The organism is Arthrobacter sp. Y3225116, assembly GCF_059091245.1.
Genome location: NZ_JBNHGL010000026.1, coordinates 1 through 25,608 on the forward strand (window position 1 = coordinate 1; position 25,608 = coordinate 25,608).

Consider the following 25,608-nt stretch of genomic DNA (forward strand, 5'->3'; position numbering starts at 1 on the left):
CTACGAACTCCGCCGGCCCGGCGCGCTGGAAGAGGCCGAGGCCCTGGCCAGGGCTGCGGCCCTGGGGCTGGCGTCCGCTCCGGTCTACCTGCCGGTGGTGTTCCAGTTGGCGCGGCCTGCCGCCGAGGAACCGATCGAACTGCAGCGCCGGGAGCGGGCGCTGCTGGACCTGCTGAACAGTGTGGCCGCGGCCGCCCGGGTGTCGGTGCTGGCAGCGAGCCTGCAGGCCGGCTCCATCGGGCTGCTGGTCTCGGTGCCGGCCAGGCAGCTGGAAGACCCCGTGCTGGAACGGCTGTGTGGCCAGTTGGCCGAGCAGACCAGCCCCGACTGGACCGTGGGGGTTGGCCGCGGCCGGCCGGAGCTGCTGGCCGCTGCTGCGGGGATGGACGAAGCGGCACATGTGGCCGAAGCCGCTGCCGGGCTCGGCACCGGCAAACGGTTCTACCGTTCTTCGGACGTGCGGTTGCGCGGCGTGCTCTCCCTGCTGCGCGACGATCCGCGCGTGGCCGCCTTCGCCGACGCCGAACTCGCCGCCGTCGCCCACGACCGCGACGCCCTGGACCTGCTGCAGCGGTATTTGGAGGCCGGTGGCAACAAGGCCCGGCTCGCGCGCGACGGTTACCTCAGCCGCCCCACGCTTTATGCGAGGCTGGCGCGCCTGCAGGAGCAGCTCGGCGTCCCGCTTGAGGACGCCGAGTCGCGGACGTCGCTGCACGTGGCCCTGTTGCTGCACCGGATGCGCGGCTGACCCGGCCGGCCCGGCGCAGGCTAGGCCGGCAGCGAACCCTTGCCAGCGGTGGCCGACCGGCCGATATGGTGGAGGCATGAGCCAGAGCAGCGACACGGCGGAGTTCAGCACCAAGGGCGCCTACGTCCACAGCGGCGAAGAATTCGACCGGGACACGAACTACATCGAGGACCGGATCGTGGCCGATCCCGATGCCGTGCGTGCCTCGGACGGGCCGACCGGCGGCACCATCGGCAACCCGAACGGCGGCCTCGGCGACGGCGCCAAAGCCTGGCCGGTGGAGACCGGCCGCTACCGCCTGGTCGCCGCCCGCGCCTGCCCCTGGGCCAACCGCGCCATCATCGTCCGTCGCCTGCTCGGGCTCGAGGACGCCATTTCGCTCGGCCTGCCCGGCCCCACCCACGATGCCCGTTCCTGGACCTTTGACCTGGACCCCGGCGGCCGGGACCCGGTTTTGGGCAACGAGCGCCTGCAGGAGAACTACTTCAAGCGCTTCCCGGACTACCCCCGCGGCATCACCGTGCCGGCCATCGTGGACGAGGCGAGCGGCGCCGTCGTCACTAATGACTACCCGCAGATGACACTGGACTTCTCCACCGAGTGGAAGGAATTCCACCGCGACGGCGCCCCGGACCTGCTGCCCGCGGACAAGCTCGACGAAATGCAGCCGGTCATCAAGCGCATCTACACCGAGGTCAACAATGGCGTCTACCGCTGCGGTTTCGCCGGTTCGCAGGAAGCCTACAACGCCGCCTACGACCGGCTCTGGGCCGCCATGGATTGGCTCGAGGAGCGCCTCACCAGCCGGCGCTACCTGATGGGCGACACCATCACCGAAGCCGATGTCCGCCTCTTCACCACGCTGGCCCGCTTCGACGCCGTCTACCACGGCCACTTCAAGTGCAACCGGAACAAGCTGACCGAGATGCCCGCGCTGTGGGGCTACGCCCGTGACCTCTTCCAGACCCCGGGCTTCGGCGACACCACCGACTTCGTGCAGATCAAGCAGCACTATTACATCGTGCACGAGGACATCAATCCCACCCGGATCGTCCCGCAGGGCCCCGACTTCTCCGGCTGGCTGACCGATCACGGCCGCGAGGCCCTCGGCGGCAGCCCCTTCGGGGACGGCACCGCACCGGGTCCGGTGCGCGAATCCGAACGTGTCACCGCCGGCCACAACCCGCTCTACCCCGCGTAGCAGCATGTCCCGCGGGGTGGATGACGACGGCCGTCCCCGCATTGCCGTCAGCTATGCCCGGGACGCCGCGTCGCATCCCGCCTGGTTCTCTGACGTCCTGGCCTCTCTGGCCCGGCACGCGGCCGCAGGCCTGGAAGCCGCCGGCGCGGATCCCGTCGTCGTGAATTCCGCGTCGGGCCACGTCTTCAGCGCGCTCGACTATGACGGCGTGGTCATCCTGGGCGGCGGGGACGTTGACCCGGCCCGCTACGGGGGCGACACCGACGAAAAAACCGTCCACGGCGTGGACACGGCCGCCGACGAGACCGAGATCGACCTGGTCAAGGGGGCTATTGCCAACGGCCGGCCGGTCCTCGGCATCTGCCGTGGTCTCCAGCTGATCAACGTCGCCTTCGCCGGCACCCTCTTTGAGGATCTGGGCCCGGAGTCGATCCACAAGATCCATCGGCCGCAGCCGCCCATGGCCAGCCATCCGGTGCGGATTGCCCCCGACAGCCTGCTGGCGGCGGCGCTCGGCACCGGCGAAGTCGCGGTCCAGTCCGGCCATCACCAGGCCGTGCGCCGGTTGGGTGACCGGCTCCGCGTCGTGGCCACCGCGGCCGACGGCGTGGTGGAAGCCGTGGAACTCGCCCGCCCCGATGAAGGCTGGCTGCTGGCGGTCCAGTGGCACCCCGAAGAACCCGGGTCGCCCGAAGGGCAGTTCCAGGCGCTGCTCAGACCCTTCGTCGAGGCGTGCCGGAAGACGACCGCAGGCCTGGGCTGACAGAGGCCGGCACTAAGCCAAATGCCTCTCGGCGTAGGACTTCATGGCATCCCGCACGAACGATGCGCCGGCCTCGCCGCCGTAGTTGGCGCCGAACCGAGGGTCGGCCACGTACATCTCGCCCAGGCCGGTGAAGTAACCGTAGGACACCTGCTGGCCGCCGTTGGCGGTGGAAAGCCAGTCGAACTGGCGCTGCGCCAAGGCCTGAGCTTCCTCGCTGTCGGCGGCGACCCCGGCCTGGCCGGCCGCGACCCAGTCGGCCGTCAGCTGGCGGGACCGTTCGGTCCAGGCCTTCCGCTCCGCGTCGGACATCCCGTGCCACCACTTGTCGCCCTTGGCATACGCGTCCTTGCCCCAGCGCTCTTCGACCTCCTGCTTGTACTGCGTGTGGTCGAATCCGTCGAACATCTCACTGGCCACGAGATCCTCGCCCCTTTCCGTCTTGTCGATGGTGGTCTTGACGGAGGCGATCTGCCGCTCCAGCCGATCGCGCTCCTGCAGGAGAAGTTCCAGGTGGCCCCGCAGGGCCGCCGACGCGTCCCGGGTGCCCTCGAACACCTTGCCGATCTCCGGCAGCCCCAACCCGAGTTCCCGCAGCAGCAAAATGCGCTGCAACCGCAGGAGGGCTCCGTCGTCGTAATAGCGGTAGCCGTTGTGGCCGATGCGGCTCGGCGCAAGCAGGCCAATGTCCTGGTAATGCCGGAGGGTCCTGCTGGTTGTTCCCGCCGCCTTGGCGACCTCCTGGATCGAGTATTCACCCCGTTCAACCTGCGGTGCTGTTCCCATGACAACCACTATGGAGGTTAACGCAGCGGCAAGGTCAAGTGGGCCGGTGCGGCGGATCCCCGGCCGTCCGGGATAACATCGGCACGTGCACACCGACCGGCCCGCAGATTCTCCCCGAGGCCCCGGCGGCGGTGTCTCCCCGACCGGCGGGCAGAGCGTGGCGCACCGCCAAGGCATCCGGATGTCCGTGCCGCTGGCGATGTTCCTGGCGTTGTTGGCAGGGGTCGGACTGGCCATGCAGAGCCGCCTTAACAGCCAGTTGGGCATCGAGCTGGGGGACCAAGTGGGAGCGGCCCTGGTGAGTTTCGGTACCGGGCTGGCGGCCGTTCTGCTCTTCGCGCTGGTGCACCCGTCGGTGCGGGGCAAGTTGCGTGCCGTTCCCCGGCTCCTGCGGCGGCGGGCCTATCCGCGCTGGTACCTGGGGGCCGGGCTGGTCGGCGCCTTCTACGTGTTCGCTCAGGCGGCCACCGTCGGACCGATCGGGTTGTCGCTGTTCACCATTGCCATTGTGTCCGGCCAAATGGCTTCCGGCCTCCTGATGGATCGGTGGGGAATCGGGGCCGGACGGAAAATCCCGGTCAGCGGTGCCAGGTTCGCCGGCGCGGCGCTGGCTTTCCTGGCCTCGCTCATTGCCGCCAGCGCCCACCTCGGATCGTCCAGGACAGCGGGGCTGCTCGCACTGTTCATGCTGATCCCTCTGGCGGCCGGGTTGCTGCAGAGCGTGCAGCAAGGCGTCCTCGGCCAGGTCGGCGCGGCACACGGCAGCCCGGTGATTTCCACGCTGCTGAACTTCGGGGTCGGGACGGCCGCGTTGCTGGCGGTCTGGGCCGCCCAGGCGATGATGACCGGGCGGGCCGACCTGATCACCGGCGACTGGTGGTTGTACCTGGGCGGGCCGCTCGGAACCCTGATCCTGGCCGCCGCCACCGTCGCGGTGGCCAGCACCGGCGTGCTGCTGACCACCCTGACGGTGATCGGCGGACAGCTCGTGGGTGCGCTGGTGTTGGATCTGTTCTGGGCGTCCGCGGGAAGCGCGGTCGGCCCGCAGACGCTGGTGGGCATCGCGCTGACGGGCGCCGGGCTGCTGATTGCTGCCCGTTCCGGCCGCGTTCGCTAGGAAGCTCAGGCGCCGCGGGCCGTTCCGGCCGCGCCGGTTAGGAAGGTCGGGCGCCGCGGGCAGCCTGGCGGTGGGCGGCGCTACCATGGCCCCATGGACGACGGCGGTGCCTCCTGCGGCCCGGTGGGCTCGGTTTTCGGAGCGGATCCGGAGAGCCGCGCGGCCCTGGCCGTCCTGCAGATGCTGCAGGACCTTGAGCCATGGCTGTTGCGGGACGGGGCCGCCGTCGAGCCGGGGTCCGCGCTGGCGCTGCTGGACGATCGATTCGCCGCGGTCCACAGCGTGAGCAGCCTGCTGGGCCAGTCCTTGGCCGCCGCGACGGACAATGTGCTGGCGCTGCGCCGGCTGCTGTTCGAGGAACCGGGGGAGCAAGGAACAACGTCGTATCGGGTGCACACGCACTCGCCGTACTCGCTGGTGCGGACGGTCATCGAATGCACCTCCACGGTGCTGTGGGCACTCCAGCCCGAGGGAGGCACGGAGCGGGCGCGGCGCGGCCTGGTTCTCATTGCCCGCGACGTCTTCAATGCCGCGTCGTTCTGGGATGCGTATCTGGGTGACCTGCGGCCGGACCGGCATGCCCGGGCCATGGACTACTTCGACGGCCTCCGGCGCGCGGTCAACGAGGCCGCCGAGTCGCTGCAGCTGCCGCCGATTTTCGCCCGCAAGGCCGACGGTTCCTGGGGCTACGCCACCAAGAACCGTACGCAAACCTCCATCCTGAAGGACCTGCGGGAGGGGGATCTGCCGCCGTCGTTAATGTATGTCTGGCAGTTCTGCAGCGGGCATTCGCACGGGCTTCAGTGGGCATCCGCCCAGGGGGTTCGGTACCCGGATCCGTTCAGCGACTCCGGGACCGAGGAGTTCCGGCCGGGGAGCATGCGGCAGCTGCGGCGGATGTGCGAGGTGTCGCTGGGCCTGGTGCCGCGGGCCTGGGACGTTTTCGACAGGGAGCGCCGGGTGTGGCCGTTGCTCTAAGCCCGGCGGGAATCAGCGGTAGGAGCGGTGCAGGTTTTCCTTGGCGGAGACGCCGTCCGGACGCTCGGAAATCCACGGTCCGGTGCCCTCGGACGGGTCCAGCACGCCGGCTTCCAGCCAGGTGTAGTCGCCGGCCAGCACGTGCGCGGCCAGCCTGCCGTCGCTGGCGTCCGAATTGCGCCAGAGGTCGTCGAAGAGGTGGCCGATCCGTTGCCGGGCCTGCAGGCAGAAGGCGTCGGCCAGCTGGTAGGCCGATCGGCCCTGGGCGGCGTCCCGGCTGCGCAGCATTTCGGCGTGGCTGCAGCAGGCGGCCATGGCAAAGAGTTCGGCACCGATATCCACGATCCTGCCCAAAAAGGCCTGCCGCTTCTCCAACCCGGCCTGCCACCGGCCCATCCCGAGGAAGGTCTGCCGGGCCAGCCGGCGGGAGGACCGTTCGATGAACCGCAGGTGCCGGGCCAGCAGGCCGAGATCGCTGTAGGACCGCGGGTTCATGCCGCGGCCGGCGAGCAGCTGGGGAAGCCATCTGGCGTAGAAGCCGCTGGCGCCCAGGGCGGCCTTCGCCTTGGCCCGGGCGTCGGCGTCGGGCGAGGCCAGGTCTCCGGCCGCGGCCAGGTGGGCGTCGACGGCCTCGCGGGCAATCAACAGGTGCATGATTTCGGTAGAGCCTTCGAAGATCCGGTTGATCCGCATGTCGCGGAACGCTTGTTCCGCCGGAACGGCGCGCTCGCCGCGGGCAGCCAGTGACTCGGCGGTCTCGTAGCCCCGGCCACCGCGGATCTGGACCAGTTCGTCGGCAATCCTGAAGGCGGTTTCGCTGGACCACAGCTTGGCCAGCGCCGCTTCAATCCGGATGTCCTTCATGCCGGCATCCGCGAGTCCGGCGGACAGCTCAAAGACCGCGTCGAGGGCGAAGGAGCCCGCGGCGATGAAGGCGATCTTCTTGCCGACCGCCTCGTGCTTGCCCACGGGTCTGCCCCACTGCACCCGCGCATTGGACCATTCGCGGGCGATCTTCAGGGACCACTTGCCGTTCGCGGCGCAGAGCGCGGGAATGGACAGGCGCCCGGTATTCAGCGTGGTCAGGGCGATCTTCAGGCCCTGGCCTTCACGGCCCAGGCGGTTGGCTGCGGGGACGCGGACGTTGTCGAACCGGGTCACGCCGTTTTCGATGCCCCTCAGGCCCATGAAGGCGTTGCGGTTTTCCACCGTGATGCCGGGTGAATCCGCTTCCACCACAAAGGCGGAGATGCCGCCGCGCTGGCCGTCATGCTCAGGCACCTTGGCCATCACCACTACCAGTTCCGCGATCACGCCGTTCGTGGTCCACAGCTTGCTGCCGTTGAGCAGGTACGCGTCGCCGTCCTCGGTGAGGGTCGCGGTGGTGCCCAGCCGGGCGGGGTCGGAGCCGACGTCGGGCTCAGTCAGCAGGAACGCCGTCACGGCGCCGGCCGCGCAGCGGGGCAGGTATTCGCGCTTTTGCTCCTCGCTGCCGAAGACTTTCACCGGCTCGGGCACGCCGATGGACTGGTGGGCCGAGAGCAGCGCGCCGAGCGAGGGGTGCACGGAGCCCAGCAGCATCAGGGCGCGGCCGTAGTACAGCAACGACAGTCCGAGGCCGCCGTATTCGACCGGGATCTTGATGCCGAACGCGCCGACCCCGGCCAGGCCGGCCAGGTACTCGTCGGGGATTTTCGCGTCGCGCTCGATCCGCGCCCCGTCCATGCTCCGGGCGAACTCCGCCAGCGTCGCCAGGAACGCTTCGCCGGCCTCGCGCTCGGACGGAGTCGGCAGCGGATGTGGATGGATCAGGTCCAGGTCGAAGCGGCCCATGTACAGGCCCTTGGCGAAACTCGGCCGGTTCCATTCGGTTTCGCGGGCTGCCTCGGCGAGTTCCCTCGCCTCCCGCTCCCCGCTCTCGGCCGCGCCGGCTGTCCCTGCTTCGGCCGGCAGCGGTCCCGCGTCGGGCGCCGTGGCGGCGTTCCCGGCCTTCGCTCCGGCACCGGCGGTGCGGGCGGCAGTTGTCTGGTCGGTCTCGGCGCTCATGGCAGTCCCCTTCGACGCGGGCCTGCGGGCTCCAGGCCCTGTGCTGTCCCCTCATGTTACTGCCCGGTAGCCCATTTGCCGAGGGGCGAACGTCAGGAACGGGAATAACTGCGAATAGCTGAAGCTTCAACTAATTAGTTATTGCACGCGCTACCCCGGGAGCACCATGGACTTCGGCATTTTTACCTTCGGCGAATTGACGCGCGGCCCGGGCGGGGAGGCGCTGTCGCCGCGCCGGCGACTGGAGGAACTGGTCCAGCTGGCCAAGATCGCGGACCAGGCGGGCATCTCGTTCCTGGGGCTGGGCGAGCACCACCGCAAGGACTTCGCCATTTCGGCGCCGGAAATCGTCCTGGCTGCCATCGCCCGCGAGACCACCAACCTGCGCCTGGCCACGGCCGTGACCGTGCTGTCCACCCAGGACCCGGTGCGCCTGTTCGAGCAGTTCGCCACGCTGGATCTGCTCTCCGGCGGACGCGCCGAGATCATTGCCGGCCGCGGCGCCTTCACCGAGTCCTACCCGCTGTTCGGATACGACACGGCCGACTATGACGGACTGTTCGAAGAGAAGCTTCAGTTGCTGCTGGCCGCCCGCGGACAGGAAAACCTGACCTGGGACGGCACCTACCATCACAGCATCCGGGGCATGGACGTGTCGCCGCGGCCGCTGCAGGAGAGGCTTCCGGTCTGGGTGGGCGTGGGCGGCACGCCTTCTTCCTTCGAGCGGGCCGGACGCCTGGGGCTGCCGCTGTACCTGGCGCTGCTTTCCGGTCCGCAGCACTTCGTCCGGCACATTGAGTACTACCGCGAATCCGCCGCGGCGCACGGGCACGATCCGGCCGCGCTGCCGGTGGGAACGGGCGGCCACTTTTTCGTGGCTCCGACCTCGCAGCAGGCGCGCGACACGTTCTACCCGTACTATCGCGCATACTTCGAGCAGAACATGCCGCGGCCGGCCGGGCACTTCCCCCGCGAGACCTTCGAAGCGTGGGCCGGACCGGGCGGCGGCCTGCTCGCCGGGAGCCCGCAGGAAGTGATCGACAAGATCATGGAGCAGTACCAGCTGTTCGGCCACGACCGCTACATGGCCCAGGTGGGCCTCGGCGGGCTGCCGTTCGCGGACACCGCCCGGTCCATCGAACTCCTGGCCACCGAGATCATGCCGGTCATCCAGCGGGAGACGCATCCGGCCAAGCAGCCCTAGCGCGCCCTGGCTAACGGGCCCGGGCCCGCGCGGCTGGGGTCAGGCGCCGTGCTCGGCGGACTCCGCGTGCCGCAGGACCGCGTCGGCGCAGGCGACGGCGCCTGCGCCGAGGAGCCCCGCCCAGTCCGTCGCCACCGGAACCCGGCCCTCCGCCGTCGTGCCCGTCCCCGGCGTGCTGGACCTGTACATCAACGAGGGCTACCTGAAGATGGTGGACGACTCGTTGGTCTACCACCGTGGTTTCGGCGACCGGCCCACCGGCCTGCGGGACGCCTCGCCGAGCCTGGCCGTGACGCCCAAGGTGTTTACCGCCGACGGGCGCCTGGTGGAGTCGCGGAGCTATCCGCTGGGGGCGGCGCTGCCGCCGCGCGGCACCCCGCAGCCGTATGGCCCCGATCCGGCGAACCCCGGGCAGTACTTCATCCGCCGCAACTACTGGGCCAGCTTCTTCCCCGCGCGCACCATCATCGCCGAGGTGGGATCGACGCTACGCTTCCGGGTGCACAACCGGCTGGCCAAGGACCACGAGTTTGTCCTGCACGACGTCGGACCGGGCCACGCGGATGCCCGCACCGGTCCGATTGCGCCGGGCGGGAGCGCGCTGCTGGAGCTGCCGTGCCCGCCGGCCGGCACGTACATCTACAGCGATCCGACCAACGCGCCGGTCGAGCGGACCCTCGGGCTGTTCGGCGCGCTGGTGGTGATGGACCCGGTGCACCAGTGGGACATCACGCCCGGCAGGGCCAGCTTCGAACGGCAGTGGGTGTGGATCTGCCACGCGGTGGAGTCGAACTGGGCCGCCATCGAGGCCGCCGGCGGCACCGTTGACCCGCGGCGGACCAAGGCCGTGCCGCGCTACTTCACGCTCAACGGGCGCAGCGGCTACGAGTCGCTGGCGATGACCCGGAACGAGGCGCTCAACCTGGCCAGCGACGAGGAGACCCTGGTCTCCGGGTATCCGCGGCAGCTCGACGTGCGCCAGTTCGGCGAGGGCACCACCGCCGGCACCCTCCGCGGCGGCCAGCTGGTGCGGCTGATCAACCCCGGCATCGTTTACCACCAGATCCACTTCCACGGGAACCACCTGTGGACCGTGCGGCGGAACAACTACCACTGGCCGCGGCGCGACGGATACGTGGACAAGCAGGGCCACGTGGTGCTGCAGCAGTGGGAGGACGTGGTGGAGCTGCAGCCGATGGACCGGAAGGACTGCATCATCCCGGTCAAGCGGCCGCCGGATGCCCTGGACCCGGTCTGGTACGCCCGGACCACCGACTGGGAGTACCCGATGCACTGCCACGCCGAGCCCTCGCAGACTGCCGCCGGCGGGCTGTATCCGGGCGGGCTGGTGGCCCACTGGAACCTGAAGGCACCGCTTCCCGGGGAGGGACGATGAGCAACCCGAGAGTGCCCCTGCGCTCGGACAGCCGCAAGGCCGCGCTGCGGGCCGAAGAGCAACGCAAGCAGGCCGAGGCCGAGCGGAAGCGGGACGAGGCTGCCCGTCGGCGCGAGGAGGACCGAAAAAAGGGCAAGAAGAAGGACGACCACGACCGCCAGGGCGGGGGCGGGACCAAGCCCACCGCAACCCCGAAGCCCACGGCGACGCCGAAGCCCTCGGCGACGCCCAAGCCCACCGCGACGGCGGCGCCCACGGCTGAACCGACCGCCTCTCCTACCGACAATCCCACCGCCGCGCCGACGCCGACGCCCACGAGCGTGCCCTCGGAGGCACCGACGTCGTCCCCCACCGGGGAACCGACCGAGCCCGCCGCGGAGCCGACGCCGAGCCCGAGTCCGACCAGCGACGACGACCGCCCGCGGCACAGATTCCGGAGCCAGGTGGATTTCAGCTCAGACCAGTTGGATCTGGACCGCCCGGTCACGGAGTTCCGGCAGACGCCGCACTCGTCTGTCTACCTGGAGGTCTTCAACCGGCACCTGCGCTTCGACGACGGCGCGCAGTTCGAGATGTGGAGCTTTGACTCGCGGGAATCCGGCCGCGGCTTTCCCGGCCCGTTGATCCGGCCGTTGGAGGGGCAGATCTTCCACGCCACCGTGCATCCGTCGATGGGGCCGCACACCATCCATTGGCACGGGCTGGAACCCGACCCCCGGAACGACGGCGTGGGCCACACCTCGTTCGAGATCGGCGGCACGTACACGTACCAGTGGGCGCCGGAGCCGGGTCGGCCGGGAGATCCGAACTACGGCGCGGCCGGAACCTACTTCTACCACTGCCACGTCAACACCGTGCTGCACGCGCAGATGGGGATGTTCGGCCCGGTGATCGTGGATCCGGTGGTGCACCCCGACTATCCGGTGGCGCCGGGAGCGCGGCGGGCGTTCGTGGACGGGCCGGAGTACGACGTCGACACCGAGTCCATGGTGATTGCGTACTCGGTGGATCCGCGCTGGCACGACATGCATCACGCGGCCGGGCTGTCCGGGGAGGACGTGGGGCTGAACCGGTACGAGCCCCGGCACTTCTACCTGATGGGCGGCGAGCTGGTTCGGCGGCGCTCCGGCGACAACCGGGTGTGGAGTCTGTCGGCGCTGCGGGCCAATGTGGCCGGGGGCGAGAAGAAGCCAACGCTGCTGCGCATTTTGAACGCCAACTACCTGCCCAACCGCATGTACTTCACGACCGTGGACGGGGATCCGGTGCGGATGGCCGAGCTGATCGCCCACGACGGCCGGCCGTTCCGTGACACCTCCGTGCCGGGAGCGCCTTCGCCGACCTGCCGGGAGGCCGGATACCCGCTCATGACCGATGTGCTGGCCTTCGGTGCGGCCGAGCGGTACGACGTGATGCTGCATCCGCCGGAGCGCGGGGAGTACCGGCTGCGGGTCGAGTGGGAAGACTGGATCACCGGCGAGACCGTCGGCGTCCGCGAAGTGCCGATCACCGCGGCCTGACAGGCGGGAGGCAGCGGCCTGACAGTGCGAGGCATGCGTACCCCAAGACGTGCAGCAAACGGACCGTAACCTTTTGGCTACGGGTCTGCGGCACGCTGGGGCGCACGTTTCCTTCGCGGGCCGACTTCCTTAGGCTGGGTTCGTGATCTTCAAAGCCGTGGGCGACAGCCGCCCCTACCCCGAACATGGCCACGTCAGCCCCAAGGATTGGGCCGAGGTGCCGCCGCGCCAAGTGCGCCTGGACGAGCTGATCACCACCAAATCGACGCTTAACCTCGATGCCCTGCTGGCCGAGGACTCCACGTTCTTCGGGGACCTGTTCCCGCACGTGGTGCAGTGGCAGGGAAACCTTTATCTGGAAGACGGACTGCACCGCGCGGTCCGCACGGCGCTCCACCAGAGGGCCGTGCTGCATGCCCGGGTCCTGGTGGTCGATGACTGAACCCAGCGTACCGCCGCCACCCCGACGCAAGCCCAAGCAGATACTGAGCTGGCAGGGCCAGCGCGTCATCACCGAAGAGGATCTGGACCGCGTCTTCGTCGACGACGGCAATGTGGAGAAGCCGCACATTTACCACCGGCGGATCCTGCACGGGGTGGTGTTGGTGCTGCTGGTCGGCCTGGTCATCGCCGCGGTGCTCGCGGCCCTGGCCGTCGCCCGCGGCGATCTGAAGGTTCCCGGCTGGGGTCCGCCGCCGCCGCCGGAAGCGGTCACCTGCCCGGCCGGCACTTACGACTATCCGGACAACGGTTCGTTCCGGCTCAACGTCTATAACGGCACGCAACTGGAGGGCCTGGGCAGCAAGGTGGCCGCGGCGCTGTCCGACCGCGGTTACGACATCGGCTCCGTCGGCAACAAGACCTTGAGCGTCTACGGGATGAGCGCCGTCGTCGTGTCAGGCAAGGCCGGTGAAGCCAACGCCTTCAACTTGCAGCGGAATATTCCTGACTCGGAATACGTCGCGGACGACCGCGGCGACGACAGCGTGGACGTGGTGGTCGGCGCCGGCTATAAGGAACTCGTGCCGGCCAACCGGGTGGACCAGACGCCGGGGACGCTCAGCTGCCCGCGGCTGTCGCCCACGCCTACCGAAGCGGAGCAGGAGTAGCGCTTCCAGCACGACGTCGGTGCCTGGCCAAGTCGCGTACCGCACCGTCGGCGACACCACCTCCCGCCGTGCCGCCCGCGTCACCGCCCGCCGCACCACCGGGACGCCGCCCTAGGCGCCGGCGGCGCCGGCGGCACCCTTCCGGCGGCCGTGCACGAAGAAGTAGAGCAGGGTCGTCAGCACCATCACCGCGGCCAGCAGGGCGTACATGCCCGGGTAGTCGAGAACCGGGACCAGCGTGCCGAGGAGGATCGGGCCGAGCCCGGAACCGACATCGAGCGCCAGGAAGAAGGTGGAGGTGGCCGTGCCGATCCGCATGGCCGGGGAAACCTTCACCGCAATCGCCTGCGCGCCGGACATGACGGTGCCGAAGCCGATGCCGCTGAAGATCGCCGAGCCGATGATGGTCAGGAGGGTGGGGTCCGGGATCAGCAGCGCCAACCCCAGCACGAAGGAGATCAGGGTGGGGTACATGACGCTGTTGTCGCCGCGGCGGTCCTGAATCCGGCCGGCGAACAGGCGGGAGACCAGCACCGCCCCGGCGTAGACCAGGAAGAAGACGCTGGCCGCCGAGGTGGAGCCCCGCGACTCCGCGTAGGAGGTCAGGAAGATCAGGATGCCGGAGTAGGAGGCCCCCGCCAGCAGGATGATGCAGGAGATGGGCAGGGCCGCCGTCTCGAAGATATCGCTCAGGCTCATCCTGAACCGGCCGGACCGCTTCGGGGCCGGCAGTTCCGGCACCCGCAGGAACAGGGCCACCACCAGCGCAACCACGGAGGCGGCGGCGCAGAAGTAGAACATCGCGTCGTAGTTGCCCAGCCCCGCCAGCAGCACGCCCACGAACGGGCCCACCGCCGTCGAGAGCGTGGTGGACAGGCCAAAGTACCCGGTTCCCTCGCCGCGCCGGGTGTGGGGGATGAGGGTCTGGGCCGAGGCAGCCACCGCGGTGGTGCCCGCGCCGAAGGCCATGCCATGCACGATGCGGAGCACCAGCAGCCAGGCCAGTGAACCGGTGGGAATGTAGAGCAGCGAGGCGGCCACGAACACGACCATGGTCGCCAGGATCATCTTTCGGCGGCCCACGACGTCGAGCAACCGGCCGGCGAAGATCCGTGCGATGACCGAACCGAGCACGAACGCGCTGGACGTGAAGCCGGCGGCGGTGTCGGAGGCCTGGAAGCGGTCCACGGCGTAGAGCGCCATGGTGGTCATCAGCATGTAGAAGACCAGGGAGATGAACAGGTTGACGACGATGGCCAGAATAAAGTTCTTGGTCCAGAGCCTCGTCGGTTGCTGATCCATCCCGCTATCAGTCCTCTCTCAATCGGGCCGAAGCCTCGGCCAGCCAGTCAGTACATGCACCTGCACACGCCGATGAAACCGCGGTGTGCAGCCAGGGTGCTTCGCCGCGGTCGCCCAAGGGGGCGGCGGTCGCCACAGTTAAGGGAAGCGGACCTTCGCGGGGCGGCAGTGTGCCGTCAGGCGGTTAAAGAGGGTCCGTGGCAGAATCCTCGGCGACGAGGTGCCAAGCCTTTTCACTCTACTGCGGGTCCTGGTTTCACGCCGGTGGCAGGTATATGAGCTTGGACACGGGAAACTCCGGCATCGGCGCCGGGCGCACCTTCAACAACCTGGCGCTTCGGGAGTAGCATGTCGGCCAAGCGCCGAGCAGAGCGAGGAGCAGGCGATGGGCGAGGCAGTTGGGCAGGCGCGATCGGCGAACCTGATGGTGGACCTGATCATCTCGCTGGACGGCTATGCCTCGGCCGTGGGCTGGCCCGGCTGGTGGGGGCTGGAGGGCCCGGAGTATCTGGCCTGGCTCGAGCAGGAGGGGGAGAAGGACTACACCTTCCTCCTCGGCGCGAACACCTACCGCCTGATGTCCGGCATGTCCGAGCAGGCCGCGGCCGGGTCCGCGGAATTCTCTGAGGATGAGGGCGCCAGCCTGACCGGCCTCGCCGCCGTGCCCAAGGTCGTCTTCTCCTCCACGCTCCAGGCGCCGCTGACCTGGCCGAACTCGGAACTGGTCACCGGGGACGCCGTCGCCGCCGTGGCGGAGATGAAACGCACCGGGACCGGGCAGTTCAGCACCCTCGGCAGCCTCAGCCTGTGCCGGTCGCTGCTGACCGCGGGCCTCGTGGACCGGTTCCGGTTGGTCGTCTTCCCGGTCATCACGGGCCGCACCGGCCGGGAGCGGATTTACGACGGCTACCCGGACGTCTCGCTCGAGATGGTGGAGAGCCGGACCTTCGACGGGCGGCTCCAGCTGCTCGAGTACGTCCCCACCGTGCTCGACAACCCGCCCGGCCAGCCCGGGTCGTAGGACACAAAAGGCGCAGGACACAAGAAAACCGGCGGGCCGCTCCGAGAAGCGGCCCGCCGGTTCCGGTCGGTCAGGTCAGTTGCAGCCGTCCGGGCCGCACACCGCGCCGTCGTCGGTCTTCGACTGCGGCAGTACGGTCAGCGGGCTGCGCTCGTTCCAGGCATGCCGGAACGCCTCGCAGATAAAGGGCCGCCGGCTCCCATACTGGGTGAAAGGGCAGAAACGCGGAATTGGACCGGCCAGCCGCCGGCAGTGAAGCGGGCGAGGATGGCGATGGTGGCACCAGTACAGTCCCTGCTGCAGCGCTGCGGCGGCCGCTTCCGGACCTGGCTCCACCGCCCGGAACCGGGAAGCCCGCCCGGACCGGATGCTTCGCTCCCGGATCCGTACCAGGCGCTGCTCAGCAGCCTGCGCTCCACCTATCCCGAAGCCCGCCTCAGCACCCCCGGCGACGACAGGGTCCGCGTGGAGCTTCCCGGCGGCGACGTCCTGCGCTTCTACCTCAAGCGCTAGCCGCGCGCCGGTGCGGCGCCGCGGCAGCGGGTCGGGCGAGCTCCCCGCGCGCTGAGTCGGGGTACCTGGTTCCGCGGGTCAGTGCTGCGAAATTTTCACCATTTCTTCGCGCGGGACCACCTTGACGCGCTCGCGCTCGACGGCGGGAGCATCGCCGTCGTTGTTTTCGGGGACGAAGGAGGCCCCGAGCTCACGCTCATGGGCATCCAGCTTCAGCCAGCCTTCCCATGTGGTGTAGGCGACGCCTCGCTCCTCGAGCAGCTTGATGATGGCGTCCTCGGCGGGATTGGAGGCGGCGGGCAGGTCCAGCCGGTCCTCGAGCAGGAAGCCGATGGTCTCCAGCGCGTCGCCCTTGGTGTGGCCGATCAGGCCCACCGGCCCGCGCTTGATCCAGCCGGTGGCATAGATGCCCGGCACCGGGTTGCCGTCTTCGTCCAGCACGCGCCCGCCCTCGTTGGGGATGACGCCGCGGCGGGCATCGTAGCCGACCTCGGGCAGCTCGGAGCCGAAGTAGCCGATGGCCCGGTAGACGGCCTGGACCGGGTATTCGACGATTTCGCCGGTACCGCGGACGTTGCCGGTGCCGTCCAGCTCGTTGCGCTCGAACCTGATCGCCGCCACGTGCCCGGCGCCGTCGCCGCTGCCTTCCACGATCTCCACCGGCGTGTGCAGGAAGTGCAGGTGCAGGCGGCGGGAAGCGCCGGTGTCCTGTTCTTCCACCAGCCAGTTGGTCAGGGTGTTGACCATCGTCTTGGTCTGGTTGTTGGAGCGGATCGCCTCGTCGGAGCCCTCGTCGAAGTCGAAGTCCTCCGGGTAGAGCACGATGTCCACGTCGCGCGAATGCGAAAGCTCTCGCAGCTCCAGCGGGGTGAACTTCACCTGCGCCGGACCGCGCCGGCCGAAGACGTGCACATCGGTGACGGGCGAGTTCTTCAGGCCGCGGTAGACGTTCTCCGGGATCTCGGTGCTGAGCAGGTCGTCGGCGTGCTTGGAGAGCATGCGTGCCACGTCCAGGGCCACGTTGCCGTTGCCGATGACCGCGATTTCCTTGGCCTCCAGCGGCCAGTCGCGGGGCACATCCGGATGGCCGTCGTACCAGGACACGAAGTCGGCGGCGCCGAAGGATCCTTCGAGCTCAACGCCGGGGATGTCCAGCTCGGCATCCTGGATGGCGCCCGTCGCGAAGATCACCGCGTCGTAGAAGTGCCGGAAGTCGCTCAGCGTCAGGTCCCGGCCGTAGTCGACGTTGCCCAGGAAGCGGATGTCGCCGCGGTCCAGCACCTTGTGCAGGGCGTTGACGATGCCCTTGATCCGAGGGTGGTCGGGGGCCACGCCGTAGCGGATCAGGCCGTAGGGCGCGGGGTAGCGGTCGAAGAGGTCGATGCTGACCTCGAAATCCCGCTCCGCCTTGGTGAGGATGTCAGCGGCGTAAACGCCGGCTGGTCCGGCGCCGACGATAGCCACCCTCAGGGGACGCTGGGTGATGGCCTCGGCAGAGTTAGACACGGGCAGTCCTTCTTCTTCGGGAATCCTCCTGCGCAATAAGCGCACAGTTTCCTATTCTAAATGCCCGCCGGTTTCCCTCCTAACAGTGTGCCGCGTATCTCACTGGCTCCCGGCTCCCAGCCGGTCCGGGCCGAACAGCGGCGACCCGTCGTCCGACTCGATCGATGCCAGCAGCTCATCGATGGGCGCCCCGGAGTAATAGGTCAGGTGGCGCGCCCCGGTGCCGGCCGGGAAGAAGGCCCGGAACTCCCCCCGCTCGCTGGTGCCGGCGAGGGTGACGGGGTAGGCCTGGTCGGGGTCCTCGACCCGGCAACCGTATCGGTCGGTGTAGGGCAGGAAACCGTCCCCGGCGTCCGCTGCCTCCAGGAACCGGTTCGCCCGGCCGCTGAGGAACAACAGGCAACGCGTGAGGATGTCAGGGTCCTCGGTGCGCACGTAGGACCTCTTCCGGTCCGCATTGTCCTGCGGCATTTCAAAGTCCAGAATGTACCCGCCGGCGGTCGCGCTGACGGTCGTGCGCTCTCCGGCCGCGTTCATGAACGCCCACTGATCGTCACGGATCAGCGGTTCGGCTATGGCGGCGTACTGTGCGGCCTTGTCCATCCGTTCGGGCGGCAGTTCCGCCAGCCGGCCCGGCAGCCCTTGGAGAACGTGGCCCGGCCTGCCCGGTCCGAACAGCGGGGCACCGTCCGCCGCGAGGAGTGACACCACGAGGGACTCCAGCGGAAGTGCCGCGTACCGGGTGAAGATCCGCGCATCCCGTGCCACCGGAAAGCCGGCGGTGACGGTGCCGCCGGGTCCCGTATGTTCGAGCACGGCAGGCGACTTGTGCGGCTTGCTGCGAAACGTCCAGCCGCCGGAGTCGTCCATCCCCTGGTCGGAGAGGGCCAGAAAACGCAGGCCGCGGCGTTTGCGCTGCCAGAACGCCGCCCGGAACAACAGGCAGCGCAGCAGGGCCCCCGGGTCCGTGGTGCGGACGTATTCCGGCCTCCCGGGCCAGTAAGGCGCGATGACGTCCCGGAAGACGAAGCCGTCGGCCTCGGCCGCTACGGACATCCGGATGCCGTAGTCGTTCCGCACGGTCCAGGCGCCGTCCGCCAGGGAACTGCGGCCCCCGAACCACTCTGCTGCCGTCGTCAGCAGGGCTTCGTCCAGCTGCCCCAGGTGGGCGGCCATGTCAGAAGTCCGAGGCGCGGAGCAGCGCTTCCGGGCCGGCGGGGTCCACCACCATCGACAGTTCGGGCCTCTGGCGCAGCATGTCGATGGCCCAAGTTGCCGGCACTTCCCTGAATTGCGCCGCCGGCCGGAAAGCGGCAACTTCCGGCCCGGACGAGAACACGGGAAGAATCGGCCCGCCGTCCTGGCCCTTGAGCAGGATCGGACCCCCGTCGGAGCCACCCTCGCCCGAACGGTCAACCGCCAGAACGACGGCGCCGGGCCGCTTGAGCTCTTCCGCGACGCCGTCGGTGCCGCCTTGGCCCGCCACGGCCCGCTTGAGGCCGACATTGGCCAGGCTCCCGGCCGCGAAGCCGATCTCCGGACGACCGAGGGCGCAGGCGGGGCCCGCGGGATTGATGTAGAGGTAGGCAATGTCCCGGTGGCCGTCGACGAACCTCAACAGGTCCTCGCCGGGCTGGACCCAGGACACCGGTGCCCCCGGCCGGCCCGTGGAGGCACGGAATTCGGCCAGCTTCTCCTGTGACGTGAAGGCGAGCACGGCAGGCGAACCGTGGACTTCGACGACGCTGATGCCTGGGCGCCCGGGGTTGTCGGTGGCATCGAGCAACACTTCGCTGCCAATCAGGTGACGCAACACATTGACTGCCGCCGCCTTCCCCGGATTCTCGCTGAACTTCGCCACGGCGTCGGCGACCAGGCGGTTGTCCAGCCCGCGCAGGCCGGCCTGTTCCTGCTCCGCTTCTGATGCGGGCAACTGGTCGGCCGGTTCTCCCAGACCGAAATCGGGTGCGGGCTGGTCGAAATTGAAGTAGGTGTCCAGGGAGTATTTAGGTTCCGGCCAGTCCCGTGCGGAGAGGTTCACGGCTGCCGAGCGCCAGGATTCTCCGTTCTCCCCCGCGCTGAGGCTGTGCAGTTCGACGGCGGCGTCGAAGGGCGCGGTGCCGGGCTGCAGGGCGCCGGCATTGGCCGCGGCCATGCCCCCGCGGTCTTGGGTGATGCGCATGAGCATGGCGTCGGCGGATGGTTTCAGCTCCAGCACCATCCGGTCCCAGCCGGGCTCGGAGTTGACCGCCTGCAGCATCCAGCCGGCGAGTATCTCGGCCAACTGCTGTTGGCGGAGCAGCACAGGCGTCTGTTCGGACATGGGGTGGGTTCCTTCTTCCGGGAGGGTGCGGGGGAGCTACTGGGCGGGATCCTGGAAGGGAGCCCGTTCACTGCCAAGCACCAGCTCTTCGGTTGCCGGGTCAAAATACGGCACGTCCAACCCGTTGCTTTCGAGGATGTCGCGCATCCAGCCGGGAACCCGCTCCCGTTCGCGCGGAAACAGGGCCAGCTCGGCCTGGACCGCAGCGGGAGGTACCGGCATCTGGAGGGCGCCCGGGGCAGGTTCCAACGTCTCCGCGTCGAACCGTTCGAACCGCGGCTCTTCGTCAGGGACCAGGGTCAGCCGGGCGGCGAACCATGTGCCCTTGCCCTTGGTGTAGCTGGCGGCTTTGTCCGACTTCAGCGCCCTGCGGTCCAGCGGCACGGCCTCGGAGAAGTCAATGCTGACCCATGCGCCTTCAGCCGTCTGTGCCATCTCCGTCCAGGAGACGGTTGCACCGTAGATCTCGAACTCCAGCCGGATCTCCTGATAGGTCCGGAACCGCGAAGAGGCCGCGGTTGCCATGGCCGACAAGAACTCGTCGGAGAGCAGCTGTGATGTCACGGGAAGTACATTCCTTAGTTTTCGAAGTCGAAGCGCCGGGTTTGGCCGTTAACCGTTACCTTGAGTTCCACCATATGTGGAACACGGTTTCCCCCACCAGCATCGTAGATCGGGCGGACGTCCCAGGTGACCGAGGGCTTGCTGCCCCCGGGAGGCACATTGCGGAGCCGGTCGCGGATCCACAGCTCGGTGTCATACCAGGTGTCGGCGGCCCCCGTCAGCCGCAACCGCTCGATGGGCGTCAGGGCGCCCAGGCCGAGGTTCCGGTTTTGGATGTTCAGCTGGGGAATCAGGTTGATCTTCTCCCCCGGTCCGCCGAACATGGCTGCGAGGAGGTGGCCGCCGTCGTAGTCGCCGCCGCCGTGCCCTCCAACGTGGGTCTGGTTGCCCGGATGCCGCCAGGTGTCGGCCTGGTTTTTGGGGAAGTACTCAAGGTCGTGGGCGTGCAGTGCCGTGGGGCGCCCGAACCCGTCGGTGTGGACCACGATGTTGCCGTCGATGTGGTAGCAGACGTTGGGCCGCGGGTTGTTCAGTTCGGGATTCCAGTTGCCCTTGGATCCGCTGGGAGCCTCGATCTGCTGGATGTGGCCGGCGGAGTTCGTGTAGAACTTGCCGCGGCCATCCACCTCGTAGACCATGGTGGGTTTCAGCGTGATGCCCTGCTCTTCGACCGCGTCAACGACGGATTTCCGTGCGGACAAGTCGAGGTCGTGCTTGGCCAGCAGGTCCACCGGATCGCCCGCGTTGCGCGCCCACGGCGGGTCGAACTGGCGCGGTCCGGTCTCGCGGACGCCTTCCCTGCGGATCAGCTCGTCGACGCCGAGGGCTTTGGCTTCGGGCCCCTGGGTGGTGTCGAGGAACCGCAGCTGGGTTCCGCCGCCCGGGCGCCCGAAGGCCGGGGCGATTTCGGAGACCTCGATCTTGACGCCCTCGGGCAGGCGGTCAAGCTCGAAGTGGTGCAGCTCCTTGCCGAGGGTATCGACCGGCAGCCCGCGCATGTGCCACGGGGTTCCCTCGATGGCGAGGTAGGCTCCGCCGTTGGGACCGATCCGGTCCAGCTGGACATTTCCAAAGTCTGCCTGCAGCTCGTCGTAGGACGAGTACGTCCGGATGGATCCCTCGACCGCCCCGGCGTTGTCCGGATAGGCCGCCCGGTACTCGTCCGGCCGGAATTCGTCCAACTCGCTGTACCGGTTCGCGTACTCGGCTCGCTCCAAGGGGTTCCCGAGCTCGTCGGTGCCATAGGCGGGCTGCGAGCGGTCCACGATGGCGTCGAGGTCGCTGTTGATGTCCAGGCGGCCGTGCTGGTCCTTGGGCAGGTCCGCCCAGTCCGGCATTTCGACGTCCTGGTAAAGGTCATCGGCCCGGTGCTGGCCGTACCTGGCGTGTGCCTCCGGGTTCTGGATCGCGTCGGGCACAGCGGTGCCGTGCTGCGGTTCCTGCGGATGGCGGAAGCCGTCGTCGACGCGCTGTCCGTTCACGTCATAGCCGTTGACGCCGTCGCCGGCCGCCGCAGCGGCCGCCTTGGAGGTGGCGGGATCGGGTTCCGGGGCCGGGGCCCTGGAGGCGGGAGCATCCGCTCCGGCGTCGGGAGTACGTGCCGGCGCCTCCGCGTCGGGAGTACGTGCCGGCGCCTCCGCGTCGGGAGTACGTGCCGGCGCCTCCGCGTCGGGAGTACGTGCCGGCGCCTCCGCATCGGGAGTACGTGCCGGCGCCTCCGCATCGGGAGTGCGTGCCGGCGCCGGGTTGGCCTCCGGCGTCTCGATCCGCTGGCCATACTGCGGCGGGCCGGAACGTTCCGGCACGGTGTAGCCGCCGGTGCGCGACGGCGGTTTGGGTCCGTCCGCGTCGAAGTTCATGATGGCGTTGGTGTTGGCGTTCCGGCCGGCCGGCGTCTCCACATCGAACCGGTGCCCGGTGGTGTAGCCGCCGCCCGCGGTGGCCAGGCGCGGGCCGCCCAGCGCGTTCGCCAGGTTGTCCGTGCCGGTGCGCAGCGACGTCGTGAAGTTGTCCGCGCCGACGCGCAGGCCCGAGGCGGCGTTGCGCAGCCCGTCGGTGAAAGCGTGGCCGGCGGTGCTGACGTAGGGGCGGACCGTGCCGGTGACCGTCTTGAAGCCGCTGGTCGTGACATCGATGGCCGTGAACTTGAAGTTGGTGGAGAAGTCGATGGCGCGGGTGGTCAGGCCCGCGGTCTTGGACAGGCCGGAGAAGTCCAGCACCTTCGCCGCTGCCCCGCCGGCCCGGCTGACCGCGGTGACCTTGTTGGCCACGCCGCCGGCCTTGGCCACGGCGCCGCCGCCGGCGGTCAGGAGGATGGCGGAGAGATCGAACGCCGTCGCGCCGGCGGCGTAGGCAGGGTCGCGCTGCCAGTCGTCCCAGTGGATGGCCGCCTTGCCGACGGCCAGCAGTTCCTCGCCTGCTTTTTTGACCGTGCCCGGGCCGCCGATGGACTCGGCCACAACCGCGGAGATCGGACTGGAGACGATGGCCACGTTCAGGGCGATCTGGCCGATGCCCTTCCAGGTGGCGGCGAAGGTCTCGCCGTCGGTGAAGTTGACCATGTTCCACAGGCCGGTCACCGTGCCGGTGATCCCGCTCCAGACGCCCTTGCCGAAGGACACCATGCCGGCCCAGACGTCCGCGTACCACGGCTTGTCCCACTCCGTCGGCTTGCCCCAGGGAATGTGGCCCTCGCCGGTCGCCGAATCAAGCTGTTCTGCCGAGTAGCCGTAGGCCTGCTGGCCGGTACCGGGGCCGTCCTGCGTGGTTTCGACCAGCGTGATGCCGCCGTAGAGCGCGGCAATCGCGTTGGCGCAGGTGCGCTCGGCCGCCATGTGCTCGGCCGCCAGCGCGTTGGCGTCCCTGAGGATCCGGTTGTCGTCGTTGACCAGGTCCTCGTCCTTGCGCCAGTCGCTGCCTTCGTCGGCGATCCGCGCCCGCACGCCGTGCCAGCGGGCCACCAGCGCGTCGTAGCGCGAGGTGAAGGTGTCCGCCCAGTCGGCGAACGCCTCGATGGCCGACTTGATGGCCGCGGTGTCGGACTTGATGTCCTCGGTGGTGGTCCTGATCGGTTTGACCGCGACGTAGACCTGCGGGGCCTCCGGCGACTTGTAGACCGCTTCCAGCCCGCTCCAGTCGCTCTCGATCAGTTCGACGGCGTCGTCAATGTCTTCGGCCTTGTCGTCCAGCGCCTTGGCGTGGGTGCGCAGCAGTTCCGCGTCGGGCCGCTGCGGGTATTCCTCGGCGTAGGGATCCCAGGCCGTCATTGCTTCCCCTTATTCGGTGCGTGAGACTTGATGTTCGTGAAAGTGGCGGGACCGGTCGATCAGAGCGCCAGCGGAGTGGGTCCGTGCGGCCGGTGCGGCCGCGAGGCGTCTCCCTCCTCGGGCAGCGTCCCGATCAGGTTCTGGGCGTCTCCGGCCATCTGCGCGTCCCCCATGACGTAGGAATTCACCGCGTCCATGGTGCCCTGGAACGTGGTCTGCAGCCGTCCGGCGACACTGTTCAGGCCCGGTTGGACGGTCTTCTCCGCCCAGCCGTTGAGCGCGTCCATCACCGGGCCGGACTTGGCGGCAGCGATGATGTCGCTGACGGCGGTACCCAAGGCCGGGAAATCCGTCTCAAAGCTGTCGGCCCGCCCGCTGGCGGTGGTGACGATTGTTTGGACTTTGGTGGGTTCGATGTCCCAGCCGTCGAGTGCCACTGCTGATTGCCTTTCGTGCCGGACGTTGGCGGACTGGATGCTGCCGGTCTAGATGTTGGCGATCTTCGCGCCGGCCGTCTTGATGGTGTTGCCGGCGGTGCTCTTGGCGTCCTCCAGCAGCTTGTGCACGTCCGCCATGATGCCCGCGAACGCGAACCCGGCGTCTGCCCAGGCCTGCTCCACCCGGTCGTACTGCTCTGCGATGTCGGTGGCCTGGAACTTGGCCTGCAGGTCCGCGGCATCCTTCTTGCGGGTTTCCACCAGCGCGTTGAGCTTCTTCTTCACCCGGTCCAGGTTGTCCTGGGCCTGCGATGCCCCGCCGTCGGAGAAGGCGTATGAATTCTGGTCTGCCATGATGTTTCCTTCCTCATGCCCGGCCTCGGCCGGAAAAAGATCGTCTGTGAATCAGTGCCGCGTGAGGGGCGGGGGCCCTGATGCCCTGAGCCGGTGCCGCCTGCCTGCTTCCGGTGCAGCTAGCCGCGGTTGCGGAAGACGGCGTCGTCCCAGGCCGCCTTGCCCTCGGTGGCATCGGCGTCGTCGGCCTGCTGCTGCTCGCCCAGCTGCATGGTGGTGTTGACCTCGGACTGGCCCTGCTGAATGGAGACCAGCGATTTCTGCAGCCCGGACGCCACCATGTTGGCCCGGCCCATGATGCCCTTGAACTTCTCCCAGAAGTCGCCGGCGGTGTTGCCGCGCATCGGCTCGGGGACTGCCTCAAGCTCCTTCATCAGCGCCTGGAGTTCGGTATCGGCCGCCGCGCTGGCCTTCCCGGCGTCGACAAACGCGCTCTTTTCCATCTTGATGAACTGGTTGCCGCTCATTGCTCCACCTCCGTGCCCCGTCACGGGGCTGTAGCTGCCGCTTCCGACGGCGGACGCCTGCTGCGTCCGCGGTGCGCCGGGTTGCCGCCCGGCCGGTTGTCTTCGAGCGGTTCCCCGCCTTTACCATAGAACGCGCTGGCCCGCACCGCGTCAATCGAACTTAATGGGTACATCTCCCCATCCTGCGCGGGACACGCGGGAATTTATCCATCGTTTGGAGCGATAAGCTCGGTAGGCGACGCACCGCTCGGGAGGAGAGACGTGGCCCACGATTACGACAACCAGCTCATTGAGTCAGTGGCCGTCCGGCGTGCCCGGCTGACCACGGCACTGCTGTACGGCGCGAACCCGCTCCAGCGGCGCTGGAAGTCCAGCGTGCGCACCTTCTTCTTCAGCATCGCCATGGCGGCGGTCATCGCCGCCGTCTGCGTGGGCTATTCGTTCGTGACCAACCTGCTGGAAGACCTGCGGCAGGAACGGCAGCAGCGGACGCAGTCCGCCGTCGTCCTCCACCTCGGTGACCATCCCGCGGACGACGACGGCGCCCGCCTGCCGCCCGTCCCCCACCGAGGAGCCGCTTGAGCATGGCCGAAACCTTTACCCGCGTCACCGTGGCCGGGCCGCAGCGCCATGTGGACGTCCTGCTCCCGTCGCAAACGCCCGTCGGCCTGCTGCTGCCGCAGGTCTTGGACCTGCTCGACGACCAGCCGGCCGCCGCCGTCGCCGTGAAAACGCTGATCACCCCCGCCGGCGATCCGGTCCGCGAGGACGCGTCGCTGACGGACGCGGGCATCGCCGACGGCGCCATGCTCCGGCTGGTGAATGTCTCCGAGGCCCCGCCCGCACCGGTGGTGTACGACATCACCGACGCCGTGGTGGAACAGACCGAGGACATCGGCGGCCGCTGGACCGAGCGGGTCCGCCGCGGGACGGGCGCCGTCTTCGCCGCCGCCGGACTGTATCTGGGCGTGCACCTGCTGCTCGACG

The 25,608-nt window shown here is 68.9% G+C and carries 25 protein-coding genes; 14 read left to right on the forward strand and 11 right to left on the reverse strand.

From position 1 onward, the window contains the following. From AC5RV2_RS04730 to AC5RV2_RS04740, 3 genes are all read left to right on the forward strand, one after another. Nucleotides 1-748: helix-turn-helix domain-containing protein (locus AC5RV2_RS04730; protein ID WP_494091406.1), on the forward strand; the 748-nt coding region annotated here is incomplete at its 5' end. A gap of 76 nt (nt 749-824) precedes the next feature. Continuing rightward, nucleotides 825-1,949 (forward strand): glutathione S-transferase family protein, encoded by a 1,125-nt coding sequence (locus tag AC5RV2_RS04735; protein WP_494091407.1) that lies wholly within the window; start codon nt 825-827, stop codon nt 1,947-1,949. 4 nt (nt 1,950-1,953) lie between these two features. Further along, nucleotides 1,954-2,712, forward strand: a complete 759-nt coding sequence (locus tag AC5RV2_RS04740; protein WP_494091408.1) for a gamma-glutamyl-gamma-aminobutyrate hydrolase family protein — start codon at nt 1,954-1,956, stop codon at nt 2,710-2,712. A gap of 12 nt (nt 2,713-2,724) precedes the next feature. On the opposite strand, the gene AC5RV2_RS04745 is transcribed toward AC5RV2_RS04740, so the two are convergent. After that, nucleotides 2,725-3,498, reverse strand: a complete 774-nt coding sequence (locus AC5RV2_RS04745; protein WP_494091409.1) for a MerR family transcriptional regulator — start codon at nt 3,496-3,498, stop codon at nt 2,725-2,727. Between the two features lie 85 nt (nt 3,499-3,583). Between AC5RV2_RS04745 and AC5RV2_RS04750 the strand changes: the two genes are divergently transcribed. Next, complete coding sequence (locus AC5RV2_RS04750; RefSeq protein ID WP_494091410.1) at nt 3,584-4,615, forward strand: DMT family transporter; 1,032 nt, start codon at nt 3,584-3,586, stop codon at nt 4,613-4,615. 93 nt (nt 4,616-4,708) lie between these two features. Further along, a complete protein-coding gene (locus tag AC5RV2_RS04755) occupies nt 4,709-5,593 on the forward strand; it encodes a hypothetical protein (RefSeq protein ID WP_494091411.1) in 885 nt (294 codons plus the stop codon). A gap of 12 nt (nt 5,594-5,605) precedes the next feature. On the opposite strand, the gene AC5RV2_RS04760 is transcribed toward AC5RV2_RS04755, so the two are convergent. Further along, entirely contained in the window at nt 5,606-7,639 is a 2,034-nt protein-coding gene (locus AC5RV2_RS04760; RefSeq protein ID WP_494091412.1) for an acyl-CoA dehydrogenase family protein, read from the reverse strand. A 166-nt stretch (nt 7,640-7,805) separates the two neighbouring features. On the opposite strand from AC5RV2_RS04760, the gene AC5RV2_RS04765 reads away from it, so the two are divergent. The 5 genes from AC5RV2_RS04765 to AC5RV2_RS04785 all read left to right on the forward strand — a co-directional run bounded on the left by AC5RV2_RS04765 (nt 7,806) and on the right by AC5RV2_RS04785 (nt 12,868). Further along, nucleotides 7,806-8,843 (forward strand): LLM class flavin-dependent oxidoreductase, encoded by a 1,038-nt coding sequence (locus tag AC5RV2_RS04765; protein WP_494091413.1) that lies wholly within the window; start codon nt 7,806-7,808, stop codon nt 8,841-8,843. Between the two features lie 157 nt (nt 8,844-9,000). After that, nucleotides 9,001-10,239: a multicopper oxidase domain-containing protein gene (locus AC5RV2_RS04770; protein ID WP_494091414.1), complete on the forward strand. Its 1,239-nt coding sequence runs from the start codon at nt 9,001-9,003 to the stop codon at nt 10,237-10,239. Continuing rightward, nucleotides 10,236-11,759, forward strand: coding sequence for a multicopper oxidase domain-containing protein (locus AC5RV2_RS04775; protein WP_494091415.1), 1,524 nt, complete (start codon nt 10,236-10,238; stop codon nt 11,757-11,759). Before AC5RV2_RS04770 ends, AC5RV2_RS04775 begins: the two co-directional genes overlap by 4 nt. 142 nt (nt 11,760-11,901) lie before the next feature. Then, on the forward strand, nt 11,902-12,201 hold the full coding sequence (locus AC5RV2_RS04780) for a type II toxin-antitoxin system VapB family antitoxin (protein WP_493977152.1): 300 nt from the start codon (nt 11,902-11,904) through the stop codon (nt 12,199-12,201). Beyond that, entirely contained in the window at nt 12,194-12,868 is a 675-nt protein-coding gene (locus AC5RV2_RS04785) for a LytR C-terminal domain-containing protein (protein ID WP_494091416.1), read from the forward strand. Before AC5RV2_RS04780 ends, AC5RV2_RS04785 begins: the two co-directional genes overlap by 8 nt. A 111-nt stretch (nt 12,869-12,979) precedes the next feature. Here the strand turns inward: AC5RV2_RS04785 and AC5RV2_RS04790 are convergent, their stop codons facing one another. Further along, nucleotides 12,980-14,170 (reverse strand): MFS transporter, encoded by a 1,191-nt coding sequence (locus tag AC5RV2_RS04790; RefSeq protein ID WP_494091417.1) that lies wholly within the window; start codon nt 14,168-14,170, stop codon nt 12,980-12,982. 385 nt (nt 14,171-14,555) lie between these two features. Here AC5RV2_RS04790 and AC5RV2_RS04795 point away from each other — a divergent pair, with 385 nt between their 5' ends. Together AC5RV2_RS04795 and AC5RV2_RS04800 are read left to right on the forward strand one after the other, a co-directional pair. Beyond that, nucleotides 14,556-15,191, forward strand: coding sequence for a dihydrofolate reductase family protein (locus tag AC5RV2_RS04795; RefSeq protein WP_494091418.1), 636 nt, complete (start codon nt 14,556-14,558; stop codon nt 15,189-15,191). Nucleotides 15,192-15,464: 273 nt separating this feature from the next. Next, nucleotides 15,465-15,704 (forward strand): hypothetical protein, encoded by a 240-nt coding sequence (locus AC5RV2_RS04800; RefSeq protein WP_494091419.1) that lies wholly within the window; start codon nt 15,465-15,467, stop codon nt 15,702-15,704. A 78-nt stretch (nt 15,705-15,782) separates the two neighbouring features. On the opposite strand, the gene AC5RV2_RS04805 is transcribed toward AC5RV2_RS04800, so the two are convergent. The 8 genes from AC5RV2_RS04805 to AC5RV2_RS04840 all read right to left on the reverse strand — a co-directional run bounded on the left by AC5RV2_RS04805 (nt 15,783) and on the right by AC5RV2_RS04840 (nt 24,621). Then, nucleotides 15,783-17,210: an FAD-dependent oxidoreductase gene (locus AC5RV2_RS04805; RefSeq protein ID WP_494091420.1), complete on the reverse strand. Its 1,428-nt coding sequence runs from the start codon at nt 17,208-17,210 to the stop codon at nt 15,783-15,785. A gap of 99 nt (nt 17,211-17,309) precedes the next feature. Continuing rightward, nucleotides 17,310-18,386, reverse strand: a complete 1,077-nt coding sequence (locus tag AC5RV2_RS04810; RefSeq protein WP_494091421.1) for a hypothetical protein — start codon at nt 18,384-18,386, stop codon at nt 17,310-17,312. A gap of 1 nt (nt 18,387) precedes the next feature. After that, nucleotides 18,388-19,533: an SseB family protein gene (locus AC5RV2_RS04815; protein WP_494091422.1), complete on the reverse strand. Its 1,146-nt coding sequence runs from the start codon at nt 19,531-19,533 to the stop codon at nt 18,388-18,390. Nucleotides 19,534-19,569: 36 nt separating this feature from the next. Continuing rightward, nucleotides 19,570-20,097, reverse strand: coding sequence for a hypothetical protein (locus AC5RV2_RS04820; RefSeq protein ID WP_494091423.1), 528 nt, complete (start codon nt 20,095-20,097; stop codon nt 19,570-19,572). A 14-nt stretch (nt 20,098-20,111) separates the two neighbouring features. Beyond that, on the reverse strand, nt 20,112-23,363 hold the full coding sequence (locus AC5RV2_RS04825) for a glycohydrolase toxin TNT-related protein (RefSeq protein ID WP_494091424.1): 3,252 nt from the start codon (nt 23,361-23,363) through the stop codon (nt 20,112-20,114). A gap of 59 nt (nt 23,364-23,422) precedes the next feature. Beyond that, nucleotides 23,423-23,800 carry a DUF6507 family protein gene (locus tag AC5RV2_RS04830; protein ID WP_494091425.1) on the reverse strand — a complete coding sequence of 126 codons (378 nt, stop codon included), beginning with the start codon at nt 23,798-23,800 and terminating at the stop codon, nt 23,423-23,425. A 48-nt stretch (nt 23,801-23,848) separates the two neighbouring features. Beyond that, the gene (locus AC5RV2_RS04835) at nt 23,849-24,154 is read right to left on the reverse strand and encodes a hypothetical protein (protein ID WP_493979873.1); all 306 of its coding nucleotides are present in this window, start codon (nt 24,152-24,154) and stop codon (nt 23,849-23,851) included. Nucleotides 24,155-24,273: 119 nt separating this feature from the next. Continuing rightward, nucleotides 24,274-24,621, reverse strand: coding sequence for a hypothetical protein (locus AC5RV2_RS04840; protein ID WP_493939538.1), 348 nt, complete (start codon nt 24,619-24,621; stop codon nt 24,274-24,276). 261 nt (nt 24,622-24,882) lie between these two features. Between AC5RV2_RS04840 and AC5RV2_RS04845 the strand changes: the two genes are divergently transcribed. After that, nucleotides 24,883-25,203, forward strand: coding sequence for a hypothetical protein (locus AC5RV2_RS04845; RefSeq protein ID WP_494091426.1), 321 nt, complete (start codon nt 24,883-24,885; stop codon nt 25,201-25,203). A gap of 2 nt (nt 25,204-25,205) precedes the next feature. Next, a partial coding sequence (locus AC5RV2_RS04850) for an EsaB/YukD family protein (protein ID WP_494091427.1) occupies nt 25,206-25,608 on the forward strand: 403 nt, incomplete at its 3' end.

Coding starts and splice junctions, on each gene's coding strand:
- AC5RV2_RS04745 (WP_494091409.1), bottom strand. CDS start 3,498: ATGGGAACAGCACCGCAGGTTGAACGGGGTGAATACTCGATCCAGGAG.
- AC5RV2_RS04790 (WP_494091417.1), bottom strand. CDS start 14,170: ATGGATCAGCAACCGACGAGGCTCTGGACCAAGAACTTTATTCTGGCC.
- AC5RV2_RS04765 (WP_494091413.1), top strand. CDS start 7,806: ATGGACTTCGGCATTTTTACCTTCGGCGAATTGACGCGCGGCCCGGGC.
- AC5RV2_RS04795 (WP_494091418.1), top strand. CDS start 14,556: ATGGGCGAGGCAGTTGGGCAGGCGCGATCGGCGAACCTGATGGTGGAC.
- AC5RV2_RS04755 (WP_494091411.1), top strand. CDS start 4,709: ATGGACGACGGCGGTGCCTCCTGCGGCCCGGTGGGCTCGGTTTTCGGA.
- AC5RV2_RS04775 (WP_494091415.1), top strand. CDS start 10,236: ATGAGCAACCCGAGAGTGCCCCTGCGCTCGGACAGCCGCAAGGCCGCG.
- AC5RV2_RS04785 (WP_494091416.1), top strand. CDS start 12,194: ATGACTGAACCCAGCGTACCGCCGCCACCCCGACGCAAGCCCAAGCAG.
- AC5RV2_RS04840 (WP_493939538.1), bottom strand. CDS start 24,621: ATGAGCGGCAACCAGTTCATCAAGATGGAAAAGAGCGCGTTTGTCGAC.
- AC5RV2_RS04740 (WP_494091408.1), top strand. CDS start 1,954: ATGTCCCGCGGGGTGGATGACGACGGCCGTCCCCGCATTGCCGTCAGC.
- AC5RV2_RS04825 (WP_494091424.1), bottom strand. CDS start 23,363: ATGACGGCCTGGGATCCCTACGCCGAGGAATACCCGCAGCGGCCCGAC.
- AC5RV2_RS04835 (WP_493979873.1), bottom strand. CDS start 24,154: ATGGCAGACCAGAATTCATACGCCTTCTCCGACGGCGGGGCATCGCAG.
- AC5RV2_RS04815 (WP_494091422.1), bottom strand. CDS start 19,533: ATGTCCGAACAGACGCCTGTGCTGCTCCGCCAACAGCAGTTGGCCGAG.
- AC5RV2_RS04760 (WP_494091412.1), bottom strand. CDS start 7,639: ATGAGCGCCGAGACCGACCAGACAACTGCCGCCCGCACCGCCGGTGCC.
- AC5RV2_RS04800 (WP_494091419.1), top strand. CDS start 15,465: ATGGTGGCACCAGTACAGTCCCTGCTGCAGCGCTGCGGCGGCCGCTTC.
- AC5RV2_RS04735 (WP_494091407.1), top strand. CDS start 825: ATGAGCCAGAGCAGCGACACGGCGGAGTTCAGCACCAAGGGCGCCTAC.
- AC5RV2_RS04810 (WP_494091421.1), bottom strand. CDS start 18,386: ATGGCCGCCCACCTGGGGCAGCTGGACGAAGCCCTGCTGACGACGGCA.